The sequence below is a fragment of the Nonomuraea ceibae genome, assembly GCF_019396325.1.
Taxonomy (GTDB): Bacteria; Actinomycetota; Actinomycetes; order Streptosporangiales; family Streptosporangiaceae; genus Nonomuraea; species Nonomuraea ceibae.
The window spans coordinates 37,974-54,337 of the sequence record NZ_JAHKRO010000065.1; the positions used below are offsets into that span (position 1 = coordinate 37,974).

19 protein-coding genes are annotated in these 16,364 nt (G+C 74.6%); 7 read left to right on the forward strand and 12 right to left on the reverse strand.

The features are described from left to right. The first annotated feature begins 156 nt into the window (after nt 1–156). Together KME80_RS31515 and KME80_RS31520 are read left to right on the forward strand one after the other, a co-directional pair. Nucleotides 157–768, forward strand: coding sequence for a DUF6230 family protein (locus tag KME80_RS31515; RefSeq protein ID WP_219510117.1), 612 nt, complete (start codon nt 157–159; stop codon nt 766–768). A 2-nt stretch (nt 769–770) separates the two neighbouring features. Continuing rightward, nucleotides 771–1,595: a DUF6114 domain-containing protein gene (locus KME80_RS31520; RefSeq protein ID WP_219510118.1), complete on the forward strand. Its 825-nt coding sequence runs from the start codon at nt 771–773 to the stop codon at nt 1,593–1,595. Here the strand turns inward: KME80_RS31520 and KME80_RS31525 are convergent. From KME80_RS31525 to KME80_RS31535, 3 genes are all read right to left on the reverse strand, one after another. Further along, nucleotides 1,582–2,607 carry a zinc-dependent alcohol dehydrogenase gene (locus KME80_RS31525; protein WP_219510119.1) on the reverse strand — a complete coding sequence of 342 codons (1,026 nt, stop codon included), beginning with the start codon at nt 2,605–2,607 and terminating at the stop codon, nt 1,582–1,584. The two genes, KME80_RS31520 and KME80_RS31525, sit on opposite strands and share 14 nt — an antisense overlap. Further along, a complete protein-coding gene (locus KME80_RS31530) occupies nt 2,607–3,455 on the reverse strand; it encodes a fumarylacetoacetate hydrolase family protein (protein ID WP_219510120.1) in 849 nt (282 codons plus the stop codon). The genes KME80_RS31525 and KME80_RS31530 overlap by 1 nt, the downstream gene beginning before the upstream one ends. A gap of 95 nt (nt 3,456–3,550) precedes the next feature. Next, the gene (locus KME80_RS31535) at nt 3,551–4,417 is read right to left on the reverse strand and encodes a tryptophan 2,3-dioxygenase (RefSeq protein ID WP_219510121.1); all 867 of its coding nucleotides are present in this window, start codon (nt 4,415–4,417) and stop codon (nt 3,551–3,553) included. A gap of 147 nt (nt 4,418–4,564) precedes the next feature. Between KME80_RS31535 and KME80_RS31540 the strand changes: the two genes are divergently transcribed. Next, nucleotides 4,565–5,011 (forward strand): Lrp/AsnC family transcriptional regulator, encoded by a 447-nt coding sequence (locus tag KME80_RS31540; protein ID WP_219510122.1) that lies wholly within the window; start codon nt 4,565–4,567, stop codon nt 5,009–5,011. Nucleotides 5,012–5,033: 22 nt separating this feature from the next. Here KME80_RS31540 and KME80_RS31545 read toward each other — a convergent pair whose 3' ends face one another. The 3 genes from KME80_RS31545 to KME80_RS31555 form a co-directional block, all read right to left on the reverse strand. Continuing rightward, nucleotides 5,034–5,432: a hypothetical protein gene (locus tag KME80_RS31545; protein ID WP_219510123.1), complete on the reverse strand. Its 399-nt coding sequence runs from the start codon at nt 5,430–5,432 to the stop codon at nt 5,034–5,036. Further along, nucleotides 5,429–5,806: an SgcJ/EcaC family oxidoreductase gene (locus KME80_RS31550; protein WP_219510124.1), complete on the reverse strand. Its 378-nt coding sequence runs from the start codon at nt 5,804–5,806 to the stop codon at nt 5,429–5,431. The genes KME80_RS31545 and KME80_RS31550 overlap by 4 nt, the downstream gene beginning before the upstream one ends. A gap of 114 nt (nt 5,807–5,920) precedes the next feature. Then, a complete protein-coding gene (locus KME80_RS31555) occupies nt 5,921–6,523 on the reverse strand; it encodes a PadR family transcriptional regulator (RefSeq protein WP_219510125.1) in 603 nt (200 codons plus the stop codon). Nucleotides 6,524–6,608: 85 nt separating this feature from the next. Between KME80_RS31555 and KME80_RS31560 the strand changes: the two genes are divergently transcribed. Further along, nucleotides 6,609–7,220: an NAD(P)-dependent oxidoreductase gene (locus KME80_RS31560; protein ID WP_219510126.1), complete on the forward strand. Its 612-nt coding sequence runs from the start codon at nt 6,609–6,611 to the stop codon at nt 7,218–7,220. Here KME80_RS31560 and ilvA read toward each other — a convergent pair. Both ilvA and KME80_RS31570 read right to left on the reverse strand, forming a co-directional pair. Further along, the gene (gene ilvA / locus KME80_RS31565) at nt 7,204–8,454 is read right to left on the reverse strand and encodes a threonine ammonia-lyase IlvA (RefSeq protein WP_219510127.1); all 1,251 of its coding nucleotides are present in this window, start codon (nt 8,452–8,454) and stop codon (nt 7,204–7,206) included. The genes KME80_RS31560 and ilvA overlap by 17 nt on opposite strands. 91 nt (nt 8,455–8,545) lie before the next feature. Continuing rightward, nucleotides 8,546–9,565, reverse strand: a complete 1,020-nt coding sequence (locus KME80_RS31570) for a hypothetical protein (protein ID WP_219510128.1) — start codon at nt 9,563–9,565, stop codon at nt 8,546–8,548. 134 nt (nt 9,566–9,699) lie between these two features. Between KME80_RS31570 and KME80_RS31575 the strand changes: the two genes are divergently transcribed. Next, a complete protein-coding gene (locus tag KME80_RS31575) occupies nt 9,700–11,388 on the forward strand; it encodes a protein kinase domain-containing protein (protein ID WP_219510129.1) in 1,689 nt (562 codons plus the stop codon). Here the strand turns inward: KME80_RS31575 and KME80_RS31580 are convergent. After that, complete coding sequence (locus KME80_RS31580) at nt 11,345–12,277, reverse strand: AraC family transcriptional regulator (protein ID WP_219510130.1); 933 nt, start codon at nt 12,275–12,277, stop codon at nt 11,345–11,347. The genes KME80_RS31575 and KME80_RS31580 overlap by 44 nt on opposite strands. A 74-nt stretch (nt 12,278–12,351) precedes the next feature. Between KME80_RS31580 and KME80_RS31585 the strand changes: the two genes are divergently transcribed. Next, nucleotides 12,352–13,182 (forward strand): NAD(P)H-binding protein, encoded by an 831-nt coding sequence (locus tag KME80_RS31585; RefSeq protein WP_219510131.1) that lies wholly within the window; start codon nt 12,352–12,354, stop codon nt 13,180–13,182. A gap of 55 nt (nt 13,183–13,237) precedes the next feature. Here the strand turns inward: KME80_RS31585 and KME80_RS31590 are convergent, their stop codons facing one another. From KME80_RS31590 to KME80_RS31600, 3 genes are all read right to left on the reverse strand, one after another. Continuing rightward, complete coding sequence (locus KME80_RS31590; protein ID WP_219510133.1) at nt 13,238–15,442, reverse strand: bifunctional SulP family inorganic anion transporter/carbonic anhydrase; 2,205 nt, start codon at nt 15,440–15,442, stop codon at nt 13,238–13,240. 56 nt (nt 15,443–15,498) lie between these two features. Further along, nucleotides 15,499–15,636, reverse strand: coding sequence for a hypothetical protein (locus tag KME80_RS31595; protein WP_219510134.1), 138 nt, complete (start codon nt 15,634–15,636; stop codon nt 15,499–15,501). 68 nt (nt 15,637–15,704) lie between these two features. Then, nucleotides 15,705–16,076, reverse strand: a complete 372-nt coding sequence (locus tag KME80_RS31600) for a winged helix-turn-helix transcriptional regulator (RefSeq protein ID WP_219510135.1) — start codon at nt 16,074–16,076, stop codon at nt 15,705–15,707. 100 nt (nt 16,077–16,176) lie between these two features. On the opposite strand from KME80_RS31600, the gene KME80_RS31605 reads away from it, so the two are divergent. Continuing rightward, the coding region (locus KME80_RS31605) for an NAD(P)H-binding protein (RefSeq protein ID WP_219510136.1) at nt 16,177–16,364 on the forward strand (188 nt) is incomplete at its 3' end.

Below are 16,364 nucleotides of genomic sequence, written 5' to 3' on the forward strand. Positions count from 1 at the left end.
CGGTGATGCCTCCCGTTAAGGGATGGTGTGGTGGGCTTTGGAAATCTGGCCAGTGTCGCCGAGAGTAGTCAATTGTGTGCGATGGGTCTCTATACTGTGGCGTGCCGGTTCGCCCGTTCCGGCGACCACACCGCACCTGAGCGGAGGCGGGGCGTGATGTCAGGTGAGCCGGTGCCCGGCCCGGCGGGCGGCACCCGGTGGCGCCGCTTCGCCGCCGTGCTCGTCCCCGCGCTGGCGGCGGCCGCGCTCCTCGTCGGCCTGACCGGCACGGGCGGCGTGGCGGCGTCCTTCGCGCTGTCGGGCGAGCGGTTCAAGGTGTCGGCGGACCGGCTCGTGGGGGAGGGGTTCGCCCAGTACGGCGACGTGGCCGCGACCACCGCCGGGCAGCGGCCGGTCCTCGTCTCGGTGATCGGCAGGGCGCGGATCACCGGCCTGTGCCAGTCCGCGCTCGTCCGCACCCCCGCCGGGCCCGTCACGTTCCTGGTCAGGGCGGGCGACGGCGAGCGGCCCGTGGAGGTCACGAACCTGGTCATCGACCTGCACCAGCTCTCCGGCGACGCCGAGTTCGGCGACATCGAGATCGGCGTCGACGCCGCCACCCTCGGCGCCCCCGCCGGGCGGACCGGCCGCCGGGGCGACATCGGCCAGCGGGCCGGCACCGTGCGCATCACCGGCCTGCGGCAGACCGCCTACGCCGTCAACGCGGGCACCTTCCGGCTCAACGGGCTGCGGCTGAGCTTTCTGCCCGGCGACCACGAGTGCTTCTGATCATGATCCGATTCCGCCGGTGGCGCCGCAGCCGTCCCTTCTGGGGAGGGCTGTGGGTGATCGCCGGTGGGGCCGTCATCCTGCTCGCGCCGCTCGCCCCGCTCCCGCTCCTCGTCCGGCAGGGCGTCGCCGGGATCTCCGGCTACCTGGCCGGGCTGCTCCTCGTCGCCGCCGGGCTGCTGAGCTGGTGGCAGCTCGGGCAGCGGGTGTTCCTCGGGATCACCGCCATCGCGCTGTCGCTGGGGTCCTTCGTCACGTCCAACTTCGGCGGCTTCGGCGTCGGCATGCTCGCCGGGCTCACCGGCGGCGCCCTGCTGTGCGCCTGGACCCCCGCCGCGCGCCGGGAGCGTCCGGCGCGTGACCCGCTGCGGGCCCTCGCCGCCGTCCCCGTGGCCTTCGCCCTCGCCCTCCCGCACCCCGCCACACCCGCTGAGCCCGCCGAGCCCGCTCGGTCCGGCCTCACGGCCGCGCGGCTGACCGTGCACGGCGCGCGGATCGAGGTGGTGCGCCGACCGGCGGGCGCCCGGCTCAAGCTGTCCATGTCCGCCGTCGAGATCACCGACGGCCTGCACTGGACCGGCGGCCCCGGCCGGGCCACCCGGCAGCGCTTCGCCCGGCTGAGCCTGTCGGGCGGCGTCGTCCTGTACGTGTCCCGGCTGCGCGCCAAGGTCGGCGGCGTCCCGCTCACGCTCACCCCGGTGCTGCCCCTGCCCGCCCTGCCGCTGCCGTCCATGACGGTCACGGACGTGGAGGCCGACCGGCCCCTCGTCCGCGCCGCCCGCGCCCGGCTCGACGGCCTGACGCAGCGGGCGCTCACCCGCCCCTGACGCGCCGGGGGTCGATGTGCACCTTCGGCCCGGGCCCGGCCCCGGCCGGACGCCGCCCCGCGAGCACCCCGGCCGTCTCGTCGAGCCCGACGGTGGCGGCCACGAGCGGGCGGGGGTCCACGGAGCCGTCGGCGTAGGCGGCGACGGCTCCCGCCAGCCCGGCGGACCCGCCGAGGACGCCGACGACGGTGACGTCCCTGAGCACCAGGTCCCGCGTGTCGAGCGTGGACGGGCTGCCGGACAGGCCGATGCAGACGACGCGCCGGCCGGGTTCGGCGAGCCGCGCCGCGAGAGCGGGCAGCCCGGCCGCGTTGGAGGCGTCGACGACGGCGTCCCAGGGCGCCGGCGGCAGCGACTCCCGGGTCCAGAGGCGGTCGAAGCCGAGCCGCCGGGCGGGCTCCAGGGAGTCCTCGTCGCGCCCCATCAGGTGGACGCCGATGCCCCTGGCCCGCGCGAACAGCGCCACGAGCAGGCCGATCGTCCCCGTGCCCAGCACCAGCAGCCGCTCGCCCGGCTCCAGCGCGGCGGCGCGGACGGCCCGCAGCGCGTTGCCGCCCGGCTCGGCCAGCGCCCCCGCCGCCGGGTCCACGGCGCCGGGCAGCGGGTGCAGCGCCGTGACGGGCACCGCGACCTGCTCGGCGAGCGCGCCGGGGCGGCCCCGGCTGATCCCGAGCTCCGCCACGTCCGCGCACACGTGGTGGCGGCCCGCCAGGCAGCGCGCGCACCGGCCGCAGCCGAGCATCGTGTCGCCGGTGACGCGCCGCCCCAGCCAGGCCGGGTCGACGCCGTCGCCGGTCGCGCTCACCCGGCCGCACCACTCGTGGCCGGGACGCAGCGGATACCGGGACCGGCCGGTGCGCAGGTAGCTCATCCGGCCGCTGAACAGCTCGGCGTCCGTGCCGCACACGCCGGCCCGCTCGACGTCCACCACCACCTCGCCGGGCATGGCGGCGGGCGGCTCGACCTCCTGGACCTCGGCCCGGCCCGGCCCGGTCAGGACGAGCGCCCGCACTACCGGGGTCCGACGACGCGCTGACGCTGGCGGCCCAGGCGGTCGATGCCCAGCTCGACGACGTCCCCCGGCCGCAGCCAGACCTGCGGGTCGCGGCCCATGCCGACGCCGGGCGGGGTGCCGGTGTTGATCAGGTCGCCGGGCTCCAGCACCATGAACTGGCTCAGATGGTGCACGATCACGTAGGGGTCGAAGATCATCGTCTTGGTGGAGCCGGTCTGCCGCCGTACCCCGTTGACGTCCAGCCACAGGCCGAGGTCGCGCACGTCGGGGATCTCGTCCGGGGTGACCAGCCACGGCCCGGCCGGGTTGAACGTCTCGGCGGACTTGCCCTTGGACCACTGGCCGCCGCGTTCCATCTGGAAGGCGCGCTCGCTCACGTCGTTGACCACGCAGTAGCCGGCGATGGCGTCGCGGGCCCCGTCCGGCGAGTCCAGGTAGGAGGTGCGGCGGCCGATGACGACGCCCAGCTCGACCTCCCAGTCGGTCTTGGTGGACCCGCGCGGGATGCGCACGTCGTCGTGGGGTCCGACGAGGGTGTTGGGCGACTTGGTGAACAGGATCGGCTCGTCCGGCACCGGCAGCCCGGCCTCGGCGGCGTGGTCGGCGTAGTTGAGGCCGATGCACAGGATCTGGTGCGGCCGGGCGATCGGCGCGCCGATCCGCTCCCCGGCGAACGGCCGGCGCTCGCCGGTGGCGACCCGTTCGGGCAGCAGGGCGATGCGGCCGGAGCCGAAGAACCGCTCGTCGAAGTCGGGCGTGACATCGGAGACGTCGACGTAGTGGGCGTCGTCCACGCGGACGACGGGCTTCTCGGCGCCGGGCGCGCCGATGCGCATGAGTTGCACGAGCGGTTCTCCTCACGGACCGGCCGGGCACGGGCGGCCCGCGGCCGTTCCGGACGTTAGACGCTCGGCCCGCCGAACGGAAGATCCCCTCCGGTCTACATGTGGGTGCGGGCCGACCAGAGCTCGGGGAAGACCACGCGGGTCATGCTGCGCTCCAGCCAGGCCAGCCCGTTGGAGCCCCCGCTGCCCGGCTTGGCGCCCATCGACCTGCGCACCGCCGCCACGTGCTGGTAGCGCCAGTCGCCGAACCGCTCGGCGACCTCGGTCAGCGCGTCGCCGAGCGACCTGAGCAGGTTGGCGGGGGACTCGTCGCGGTAGACCGCCACCCAGGCGCGCTCGACGGCCTCGTGCGGCTCGTACTCGGCGGCGTGGTCGCGGCCGAGCACGCCGGCGGGCAGGTCGTGGCCGTGCCGGGCGAGCAGCGCGACGGTGTCGTCCCACAGGCTCGGCTCGGCGAACGCCCGCCGCAGCGCCTGCCCGCCGGGGCTGCGCCTGAACGGCCGCAGCAGCGCCTCGCTCTTCAGCCCGAGCCTGAACTCCACCAGCCGGTACATGCTCGACTGCAGCCCTGACGCCTCGCCGAGCAGGTCGCGGAAGCGGTTGAAGTCCGACGGCGTCATCCAGCTCAGCCCGCGCCAGCTCCCGTTCAGCCCTTCCAGGTGCAGGCCGGTGCGGCGCAGCGCGGCGACGGCGTCCGGCACCCGGTCTGCGCGCAGCGACTCCTGGGCGCCGCGCAGCTCGTGGGCGATGAGCTTGAAGTACAGCTCCATCACCTGCGTGATCACCAGGAACGACATCTCGCCCGGCGCGTCGCTGAGCGGCCGCTGCAGGTCGAGGAGGGCGCCGGTGCCGACGTAGGAGTCGTACGGGGTCTCCTGCTCGAAGTCGAGGGTCGGCAGCCCGCCCCCGGCCCTGGCCCGCTCGGCCCGTTCACCGGCTGAGACCGGACGTACGCGTGGCATTGCGGCACTCCTCTCGCTTTGTCGGTCCTCTCATGATGCCGAGGCGGCACCGGGTGACGGAATGCCGATGAAATGGCCGTTCCCGGCTCCGGCCTTATATTCGGTACGGATATCCGCCAGGTCACCTTGTGAACGAAAGAGCGTGTGATGGACGCCATGGATTGGGAGCTGCTGCGCGAGCTCCAGGAGAACGCGAGGCTCTCCTTCAACGAGCTGTCGCGCCGCGTCCACCTGTCGCCGCCGGCCGTGGCCGAGCGGATCCGGCGGCTGGAGGAGACCGGGGTGATCACCGGCTACCACGCGACGGTGGACCCGGGCCGGGTCGGCTGGGAGGTGGCCGCGTTCGTGCAGCTCACCTGCTACGGGCCGACGTGCGTGCTGCGGGACCCCGAGGTGGCCGCCTGGCCGGAGATCCGGGAGATCCACCGCGTCACCGGCGACGTGTGCAGCATCCTCAAGATCGCGGTCCCGTCGATGGCGGCGTTCGAGGCGCTGATCGACCGGCTGGCCGTCTACGGGAAGCCGTCGAGCACGATGATCTTCTCGAGCCCGCTGGCGAACCGGCCGGTCGTCGCGGCGCCGCCCGCCCGCTGACCGGGGCGGGCGGCGTACGCGGTCAGGCCGGGCGGGTGGGGCAGCCCAGGCGGCGTCCCGTCCGGGCGAGCGCGTCCAGGAAGGCCGTCCGCGTCGCGGCGGCGAAGCCGACGAACATGCGGTTGGCCGGCGGCACGGCCCAGCGGGCCACCCGCGCCACGTTGAAGACGCGGTGCACGAGCAGCGCCCCCTGCGGGTGCGGCTCGACGCTCCACTCGCCCCGGTACCACCAGCCGCCCTGGAAGGCGAGGGTGCGGTCCCGCACCTCCACGGTGGTGGTGTGACCGGGCGCGTCCTGGACGGTGAAGCGGCCGGTGCGCCTGCCGTCGGGCAGCAGCTCGTCGGCCACGGCGGCCCACACGGTGGCGACGGGCGCCTCGACGACCCCGGCCACCTCGGCGAGCAGCGTCTTCTTCGTCATGACGCCACCCGGGTGTTCTGGAAGGAGGCGAAGCGCCAGCCTTCGGCGGTGCGCACGGCGGTGAAGCTGACGACCGAGTCGCGCAGGTCGCCGCCGACGCTGGTGCCGCCCCGCGCGATCACCAGCACGGCGCCGTCGGCCAGCGGCTTGACCAGGACGTCGCCCGGGACGGGCATGGTGGAGCCCTTCAGCGGCCCCTCGAACAGCCACCGGTGCGAGGACTCGATCTCCTCCCGGCCCCTGCTGTGGGTGCCGGCGAACGTGATGTAGTCGGCGTCCTCGGTGAAGAGGGCGGCGTAGGCGGCGGCGTCGCCGGCGTTCCAGGCGCCGGCGAGACGGGTGAGCATGGTGACGATCTCCGCGTCGGCGGACATGGCGCAACTCCTCATGGTCGCGGCGCCTATCCTGGGGATGCGACTCCAGGCAGGGCAGGCGCCTTGTCGGTGGTCCGGCTGCCGGGGTGTTGGCGCACCCTGGCAGCCCTCTGGTCATGGCTGGCCGAGCACCTTGTCGAGCTGGTCGAGCCGGGAGGCGTCGGACCAGCCGAGCTCGCCCGACTCCAGCCGGCCGATGAGCTGCCTGACCCAGGCCAGCTCGGTCTCGGTCAGCGCCCGCTCGTAGTCCAGCTCCAGCGCCAGCACGTCGGGCAGGCCGCTGTCGCGCAGCGCCTTCAGGTGGCCGTTGAGCGCGGTGACGCTCCCTTCGAGCGCCGCCGCCCGGGTGCGCAGCGACTGCAGCGCCTCGGGCACCGGCAGGACGCCGATGAGCGAGACGGCCGCGGTGAAGACGCGGCGCTCGCCGCCCGGGTTCTCCAGCAGCGCCCGGAGCCGGGTCGCCAGCTCCTGGCGGCCCTCCCCGGTGATCTCGTAGATGGTCCGCTCGGGCCGGCGGCCCTCGCGGCTGGTCTCCACGGGAACGATCAGCTCCTCGCCGGCCAGCTTGTCGACCGCGTGGTAGAGGCTGCGCGGCAGCCCCGTCACGTAGTCCTTGTGCGTGTCGAGGATGAACCGGTGCAGCTCGTACGGGTGGGCGGGACGTACCGACAGCATGGCCAGCACGGTCAGGCCGACCAGGTCGGGACGTCGTGCCATGACTCTCCTTTTTCTTAGTGCAGTTTGCACTATAGCCCATGAGTATCGCTATAGTGCAAACTGCCATATAGAAGGAGGCATCATCATGAAGATCATGGTCATCGGCGCGACGGGCCGGACCGGCAAGCACGTGCTGACCCAGGGCGTCCGGCGCGGACACGAGATCACCGCCTTCGCCCGCCGCCCCGAACTCCTCACCGGCACCGCCGAGCTGGCCGGCGTGCACCAGGGCGACGCGCACGACCTCGACGCCGTACGCCGGGCCGTACAGGGACAGGACGCCGTCATCGCCGCGGTCGGCGGCAGCCGGATCGCCGCCACCCTCATCACCGCCATGCGCGAGCACGGCGTCCGGCGGGTGGTGATGACGAGCAGCCGCTCCATCCCCGCCACCAGGCCCCGCCTCGCAGTCACGCTCGCCTGGCTGATCTTCCGCGAGGCGTACGCCGACCTCGCCCGCGCCGAGGGCATGCTGCAGGTCAGCGGCCTCGACTGGAGCATCGCCCGCGCCACCATGCTCAACGACAAGCCGCCCGCCGGGCGCGTGCACGTCGACTTCGAGGCCAACGCCACGGGCGGCGCGGCGCAGCTCTCCCGCGCCGACTACGCGATGGCGCTGCTCGACACCGCCGAGGATCCCGCCCTGATCGGCAGGGCCCTCGGCATCTGCGGCCCCCGCCTCACAGGAGGAAGGTGAACAGCGGCGAGCCCGGCGGGATGCGCTCGACCGTGAGCGGACCGGCCTTCATCCGGGCCAGCAGGCTGTCCAGGTCACCCGCCCGCTCCAGCTCGATGCCGACGAGCGCCGGACCGGTCTCGCGGTTGTTCTTCTTGACGTACTCGAAGGCGATGATGTCCTCGCCCTCGCCCAGGACCTCGTCCAGGAAGTGGCGCAGGGCCCCGGGCCGCTGCGGGAACGTCACCAGGAAGTAGTGGCGCAGCCCGATGTGGACGAGCGAGCGCTCCAGCACCTCGTTGTAGCGGCTGACGTCGTTATTGCCGCCCGACACCACGCACACGACGGGGCCTTCGGGCGCGTACGGCAGCACTTCGCGCGCCGCCGCGCCCGCGAGCGCCCCTGCGGGCTCGGCGATGATGCCGTCGGACTGGTAGAGGTCCAGCATCTCCGTGCACACCGCGCCCTCGTCGACCGCGACGACCTCGTCCACCAGCTCTTTGACCAGCGGGAACGTGGCCTCGCCGGCCCTGCCGACGGCGGCGCCGTCCACGAACGTGTCGAGCTCCGGCAGCGCGATCGGCCCGCCGTGCCGCAGCGCGGCCCGCATGCTGGCCGCGCCCGCCGGCTCGGCGCCGACGATGCGGGTGGCGGGCGCGTGCTCGCGCAGCCAGACGGCGATGCCGCTGATCAGGCCGCCGCCGCCGACCGGGACCACCACGGTGCCCGGCGGCTCGCCGCACTGCTCCAGGATCTCCAGGCCGACCGTGCCCTGCCCCGCCATCGTCCGCACGTCGTCGAACGGGTGCACGTAGACGGCCCCGCCACGGTCGCTGTCGGCGTGCGCGGCGTCGCTCGCCTCGTCGTACGTGCCGCCGCCCACCACGACCTCCACCCGGTCGCCGCCGAGCGCCGCGATGCGCTCGCGCTTCTGCCTCGGCGTGGTCGACGGGACGTACACGCGGCCGTGGATGCCCAGCCGCGCGCAGGCGAACGCGACGCCCTGCCCGTGGTTGCCCGCGCTCGCGCAGACGACGCCGCGCCGCCGCTCCTCCTCCGTGAGCGAGGCGATCAGGTTGAACGCGCCGCGCACCTTGTAGGAGCGGCAGACCTGCGCGTCCTCGCGCTTGAGCAGCACCCGGCCGCCCACCAGGCCGGACAGCCGCTCGTTGGGCTCCAGCGCCGTGCGGCTGGTCACGGGGCGCAACCGCTCGGCCGCCCGGCTGATCATCGAGGCGGTGAGACGGTCGCTCATGCACACTCCAGGGACGACGGCGGACCCAGGTACGTTAGCACCCGCCACGGCCACGACCAGCACGTTCCGGCGCGACGGCAGCGCCCGCCGGCTACCCGAACGGGGGCTCGAAGGGGGCGTCCCTCACCCGGTCGTGGATCCGGCGCAGCCACGGCTCCCGGGTCGCCCCCAGCCGCTCCAGCGTCCCGGCGAACACCCTCCCGTCCGGCCGGAAGGGCAGGTGCGGGAGCGGCGGGGGCGGGTCGTCGCGCCGGACGCCGTCGGGCATCCGGGGCGAGGCGAGCAGGAGCCGCCGGTCGTCGGCGAACGCCAGGCGCGCCCACACCCCGGCCGCCAGCGGCACCGCCGCCGCCGTCGCGCCCGGCCACACCGCGCCGGTCTGCGGATGCCGGGGCACCAGGGCCAGGTCCGCGACCGGCTCGGGCACGCCGGGCCCGGCCAGGGCGAGACGCCGTTCCGGCAGGCCCCGGGGGAGCAGGCCGTCGATCGCCGGCCGGAACGCCCGGGCGACCGGCCCGTCGGGCACGGTCACCCGCCGCCCTTCCGAGGCCACCATGAGGTGGGCCAGCGCCGCCGCGATCGCCGCCTCCCACACCGGGCTCCAGCACCCGGCCGGCTCGACGGGCGGCGTGCCCGGCAGCTCCGTCCAGTCCATCACCCGCTGGACGGGCCCCTCGACGGCGACCGGACGCACGGCGTCCGGCTCCAGCCACACCACCTGCCAGTGGCCGCAGTCGTCGACCCGGGTCGCCACCGCGCCGCCGCAGCCCGCGCACGCCAGGTTCGGGCCGTACCGGCCGTCCCAGCCGCAGCAGCAGCCGCCCAGCCGGTCGGTCAGCACGACCGTGCCGCGGACGTCTCCCGGCGCGAGCCCGATCCTGTTTGGCGGGCCGTCGAGGTGGAGGGTCAGCAGCCGGACGCCGCCTTCCTCCTCGGGCGTCTCCGGCCGCCCCGGCCGCCCGTTCCCGGGATCGACCGTGTACGTGCCCGGCTCCAGGAGAGCGGGCACCAGGTCGTGGCCGTACTTCTGCCCGGCGTGGTCGGGAAGCTCCACCCGCGACACCTTCGCGGTCAGCACGGCCCCGCACCCGGCGCAGGCGAAAGCGAGCAAGCGGCCTCCTTCACGGCGACGTGATCATCTTGCCGCACATCCCTCTTGCGCCGATCCGGTTTCGCCTGCCCGGAGTCCGGCGTTTTGGCATCATGACACCGACCCGGCGACGATCTCTACGCGGAAGCGGTGTCATGCCTCATCCCCTGCGCGACGGCGACCCGACCCAGATCGGCCCCTACCGGCTGCGCGCGCGGCTCGGCGGGGGCGGGATGGGCCAGGTGTTCCTGGGCCGCTCTCCCGGCGGGCGGCTGGTGGCGGTCAAGGCGGTGCGCCCGCAGCTGGCCGACAACGCGCACTTCCGGCGCCGTTTCGCCGCCGAGGTGGAGGCCGCCCGCAAGGTCGGCGGCTTCTACACCGCCCAGGTCGTCGACGCCGGCGCCGACGCCGACCCGCCGTGGCTGGCCACCGCCTACATCCCCGGCCCCTCGCTGCACCAGGCGGTCGACGAGCACGGGCCGCTCCCGCTGGAGTCGGTCGCGGTGCTGGGGGCCGGGCTGGCCGAAGGGCTCGCCGCCGTGCACGCCTGCGAGGTCGTGCACCGCGACCTCAAACCGGCCAACGTCATCCTCGCCGAGGACGGGCCCCGCCTGATCGACTTCGGGATCGCCCGCGCGCTGGACGCCACCAGCCAGACCCAGACGGCCGCCGTGCTGGGCACCGCCGCGTTCATGTCGCCCGAGCAGGCCACGGCCCAGCCGGTCGGGCCGGCCTCGGACGTGTTCTCGCTCGGTTGCGTGCTGGCCTACGCCGCCACCGGCCGGGGCCCGTTCGGCGACGGCCCCGTCCACGCGATCGTCTACCGGGTGGTGCACGGCGACCCCGACCTGACCGGGGTGCCCGCCCCGCTGGCCGGGCTGGTCGCGGCCTGCCTGGCCAAGGACCCCGCCGCCCGGCCGGGCCTGGAGCAGGTGCTGGACCGGCTGTCCGGCCTCGCCTCCGCCGGTGACGGCCCCGGCCCGGTGCGCTGGCTGCCCGAGACGCTCACCCAGGTCATCGCCGATCGCCGGACCCTGGCGCTGACCGCGCTCGAACAGCCGGCGCCCCCGCCGCCGCCCGGCCCGGTGGCCGGGCCGCCGTTGCTCGTCAACGAGCGGCGGCACCTGCGCGGCGGCCGCCCGCTGTACCCGGCCACCGGGTACGAGATCGCCGTGTACGTCCTGCTGGCCCTGTTCGCGCTGGTCTCGGGGGTCGCGGCGATCCACCAGCTCACGGTCGGCGAGCACGCCGAGCAGATCGGCCTGCTGGAGGCGTACGAGGAGATCCGCGACCCCGTCGAGGAGGTCGCCATCCCGCTGATGGTCGTCCAGGCCGTCCTCGGCGCGCCGCTCGTGGTGTGCTGGCTGCTCTGGTTCGCGCGGGTGCGGGCGGTCGCCGAACGGCTCGCGCCCGGCAGGCTGCGCTACCGCCCGGCCATGGCCGTGTACGGCTGGTTCGTCCCGCTGGCCGGCCTGGTGCTGCCCAAGCAGATCGCCGACGACGTCTGGCACGCCTCCAGCCCGCCCCGGCACGACCGGGCGATGGCCCCCGCCGGGCTCCTGCACGCCTGGTGGGCCGTGTGGCTGGCCACCTTCCTGACCTGGCCCGTCTTCTGGCTGCCGTGGACGGAGTTCTTCCGCCAGGGGGACGTGGAGTACGAGCTGGACGACGAGTCGTACCACCTGTACGACCTGGAGCCGATCGGCTGGGCCATCCTCGTCACGCACCTGCTGGCGGTGCCGGCGGCGGTCGTCACCGCGCTGTACGTGCGGCGGCTGAGCGCCATGCAGGCGGCCAGGCTCAGCGGGTCAGCGCACTCGGGGGCACGCCGCGTACCCGCTTGAAAGCGGTGCTGAACGCGAACCCGTCGGCGTAGCCGACCCGCCTGGCCACGGCGGTCACGGTGGCGCCGGGCACGCGCAGCAGGTCGGCGGCGGCCGTCATGCGCCACTCCCGCAGGTAGACCAGCGGCGGCTGCCCGACCAGCTCGGCGAAGCGCCGGGCGAACACCGCCCGCGACATCCCCACCTCCGCGCCCAGGGCCGCCACCGTCCACGGGCGGGCGGGCTGCTCGTGCATCAGCCGCAGCGCCCGCCCGATCCGGGGGTCGGCCAGGGCCCGGTAGCCGGGCGGGGCGTCGACGCCCGGCTGGGCGAACCACGCCCGCAGCGCCCGCACCAGCAGCAGGTCGAGCAGCCGGTCCAGGATGACCTGCTGGCCGGGCTCCTGGCCGCCGATCTCGGCGGCCAGCAGGTCGAGCAGCGGCGCGAACTGCGGCTCCGCCGGGATGACGGCCACCTCGGGCAGCGCCTTGAGCAGGCGCTCGGACACGTCGCCGCGCAGTGGGTACTCGGCGGTGACGAACAGGTCGGACCCGTCGGCGCTGAACCCGTACGTGCGCGGCCCGAGCAGCAGCTCGGCCCCGGCCGCCTGCGGGCCGCCGGCCGTGGTCCAGCACCGGTCGGCGCCGTCGATCACCACCTGGGGCTCGGTGTCCGGCCGGTCGGCCACGGTGAACGGCCGCAGGCCGCGCACCAGCACCACGCCGCGCTCGCGGACCCGGACGGGCGGCAGGCCGGCACGCACGATCCAGGACTCGCCGCGCAGCATCGCGCCCAGCGCCAGCGGCGCCGGATCGGTGAACCGCACCGCCCACGGCGGCTCGGCGACCGACTGGCAGAAGACCGCGCCCTGCGCCCGGACGCCCGCGAGATAGTCCTCCAGCAGATCCATGCTGAGACGATCTCACATATGACGGAGACAGATGGCCATGGATCGTCTCCCTGAGCCTCTGATGTGCTGGCCGCATGTCCGTTTCACCCATTCTCGTGATCGGCGCCCGGGGCAAGACCGGCCGCCGTGTCGCCGCCCGGCTCGACCGGCTCGGCCTTCCCGTCCGCGCGGCCTCCCGCTCCGGCAGTCCCGCCTTCGACCTCGCCGACCGTGACACCTGGCGGCCCGCGCTGGCCGGGGCGGGCGCGCTCTATCTCGTCCCGATGCACGAGTCCGTCCCGGTCGCCACCGTGGCGGAGTTCGCCGGCGCGGCGGCCGAGAGCGGCGTCCGCCGGGTCGTGCTGCTGTCGGCGCGCGGCCCGGCCGGCGCGGCCGAGTCGTACCAGGAGCCGGTCGAGCGCGCCGTGCGCGCGACGGGCCTGGAGTGGACGATCCTGCGCCCGGCCTGGTTCGCGCAGAACTTCAGCGAGGACCTGTTCCTGGAGCCGATCCTGGCGGGGGAGCTGGCGCTGCCGACCGGCGAGGGGCGCGAGGCGTTCGTCGACGCCGGCGACATCGCCGACGTCGCGGCCGCCGCGCTCACCGGCGACGGTCACGCGGGCGAGATCTACGAGCTGTCCGGGCCGGAGGCGCTGTCGTTCCGCACCGCCGTCGAGCTGATCGCCGAGGCCACCGGGCGGGAGATCCGCTACACGCCCCTGGAGCCGGCCGGGTTCACCGCCGCGCTGACCGGCCAGGGGCTGCCGGCCGAGGCCGCGGACCTGGTGACCGAACTCCTCGTCCGGATCCGCGACGGCGCCGGTGAGCACGTCAGCGACGGCGTACGGCGCGCGCTCGGCCGCGAACCGCGCTCCTTCGCCGCGTACGTCAAGGAGGCCGCCCAGGCGGGAGCCTGGAGCGCCTGACCCCGCCGCGACCGGAAGGTCACCGCGCCGGGCGCGGCACGGTGACCTCCTGCGGTCAGCCCTGGCTGAGCTCGGGCACCGAGGGCGCCGAGGGCGCGGGCGGCACCACGTGCACCCGCGCCGAGGCGATGTCGAAGTAGAGCCCCACCAGCTCCAGCTGCCCCGCCTCGACCCGCTCGGCGATGCCGCGGTAGGTCCGCAGGTTCTCCAGCTGCTGCTGGATGTTCAGCCGGCAGAGCCTGTCGAGCGTGTCGCCGGGCGGCGGCTCGCCGTCGCCCGGCGGGCCTAGTCTGGCCAGGCTCGGATCGCCGTGCCGCAGCCAGCGGTCCAGCTCCGGCAGGTCGGGCCGGTCGCGCTGGCCGGTGAGCAGCGCCACCATCGCCGCGCAGCCGGAGTGCCCGCACACCGTGATCGTCCGCACGTCCAGGACGCGGGTGGCGTACTCGATGGCCGCCGCCACCGAGTTGTCGCCCAGGTCCGAGCCCGCGCGCGGCACCAGGTTGCCCAGGTTGCGCACGGTGAACAGGTCGCCGGGGCCGCTGGAGGTGATCAGGCTGGGCACCACCCGCGAGTCGGCGCAGGTGATGAACAGGTGCGTCGGCTGCTGGGCGCGGGCCAGCTCGGTGAAGATGGACCGCATCAGCGGCGCCCGGTGCTGGTGGAACTCGTCGGCCCCCTGCGTGAGCCGGCACTGCCCGGCCGCCGCGACGGCCGGGAGGCGGCGGTGGTGCGCCCACGGCAGCCACCAGTGGTGGGCCGCCCGGGGCGGGCTCTTGGCCGGGAACATGCGGGCCCCGCTGGCCGCCATCGTGTACCACTCGTCGTGGAGCTCGTCGATGGTGATCGTGCCGCCGAGCCGTTCGTGGTCCAGCCGCCAGGAGTGCAGCGCCTCGAAGGCGGCGTAGTCCATGAAGTCGATGTTCAGGTCCAGCTCCACGGCTGTGCCGGCCGGGATGGCGCGCAGCTCCTGCGTCAGGCGCGGCACGCCGAGGAAGGTGAGCGAGCCGGAGATCGTCGCGTGCAGGCGGCCGTCCGGCGCGGGCCGCTTGTCCACGGTCACGCGGGTGAGCCGCCGCAGCGCCAGCAGCGCCGCCAGGCCGAGCCCGGCGACGACGCCCTCGGCCAGCCCGACGCCGACCACGACGAGCATGGTCACCAGGTAGACGGGCACCTCGTTGTGGCCGTGCACCTTCCTGATGTGGCCCAGGCTGATCGTCCGGATGCCGATGAAGACGAGCAGCGCCGCCAGCGCCTCCATGGGGATGAGCTTGATGGTCCAGCCCAGGCAGAGCGCGAAGAGCAGCACCCAGACGCCGTGCAGGACGGCGGACCAGCGGCTGCGCGCGCCCGCGCGCACGTTCGTCGTGCTGCGCACGATCACCCCGGCCACCGGGAGGCCGCCGAGCAGGCCGCTGACGACGTTCGCCGCGCCCTGGCCGGACAGCTCCCTGTCGAGGTCGGCGCGCGGGCCGGTGTGCGTGGCGTCGGTGGCCACGCAGCACAGCAGCGACTCGGCCCCGGCCAGCAGGGCGACCAGGAGCACCCCGACCGCGACGAGCTGCCACTCGCCCTGCGGGATCTGCGGCGGCTGCCACGAGGTGACGGCGCCGGTGAGGTCGATGCGGGTGACGTCCCAGCCGAACGCCCACGCCGTGCCCGCGGCCACGAGCAGCGCCGCCAGCGGCGCCGGGACCGCCCGGACGTGCTTGGGCGCGCGGCCCCAGAGCAGCAGCACGGTGATGGTGAGCACGCCCACCATGACCTTGTGGCCGTGCGCGTCGATGATCTGGCCGGGCAGCTCGACCAGGTTGGCCCAGGTGGAGTGCTGCGGGTCGCCGCCCAGCACGACGCGGAGCTGCGCCACGGCGATGATGATGCCGACGCCGGTCAGCATGCCGTGCACGACGGCGGGGGAGACGGCCAGCGCGGCGCGCGCCGCCTTGAACGCCCCCAGGACGAGCTGGAGCAGCCCGGCGAGGATGGTGATGAAGCAGGTGGCGCGCCAGCCGTAGGTCTGCACCAGCCCGGCGATCACCAGCGTGAGGCTCGCCGTCGGCCCGCTCACCTGGACGGCCGATCCGCCGAGCCAGCCGGCGACGATCCCGCCCGCCGCGGCGGCGATCAGGCCGGAGGCGAGCGGCGCCCCGGCCGCCATGGCGACGCCGAGCGAAAGGGGCACGGCGACGAGGAACACCACCAGTGATGCCGGAACATCATGTCTTAGAGTAGTTATCCAACTACTCAGAGTAATGGTTTTCATGCCGCAAACCTTAGGGGAGCGACACCTCCGCACGACAGGGGCGAATCCGGCGACGTTCAGTCGAGCCCGGCGGTCTGGAGCAGGATCGCGATCGCGGCGATGGACAGGACGACGGCGATCAGCAGGACGACGGCCGCGGCGGTCATCGCGCGCCGCCATCCGTCGCCGCCGGGCAAGCCCTTGAACCGAGCCACGGCAGCGACGCTACCAGCCGGTCCGGTCACGCTCGGTGATAATCACGACCGGCGAGCCGCCGGCGGGGTCACGGGGCCGGGTGCCGCTCCCGGGCGTCGAGCAGCTCGTCCCAGTGCTCGGCCGCCCACGCGCACGCGGCGTACAACGGCTCCAGCATGCTGCGCCCCAGCGGCGTCAGCGCGTACTCCACCGCCGGCCTCGGCCCCTCGTGCACGGTGCGCGAGACGAACCCGTCCCGCTCCAGCCCGCGCAGCGACTGCGTGAGCACCTTCGGGGTGACGCGGTGCAGCGGCACACGCAGCTCGGAGAAGCGGCGCGGGCCGTCCTCCAGGCAGCGCATGACCAGGGCCGCCCACTTGTCGCCGAACCGGAACGGCAGCAGCGAGGACGGGCACAGCTCGTCGAACATGTCCCGGGGCAGCGGTAGGCGATGCGTCACGGTCTCTCCCGCCTGTCGGCCGGTCGCGCGGTATCCAGAAGGTAACCGCGGCTGCGGCTACCTTTCCCGGAGCATCCACGCAACGGGAGGTATTCCGGCCATGAGCAAGTATGTGATCTTCGGGGCGGGCGGCAGGGCGGGCAGGCAGGCGGTCGCCGAGGCGCGCGGGCGCGGGCACCAGGTCACCGCGGTCGTCCGCGACCCGTCCCGCTACACCGGCCCGGCGGACGACGGCGTACGCGTCGCCGCCGGGGACGTCACCGACGCGGCGGCCGTCGCCGCCCCCCC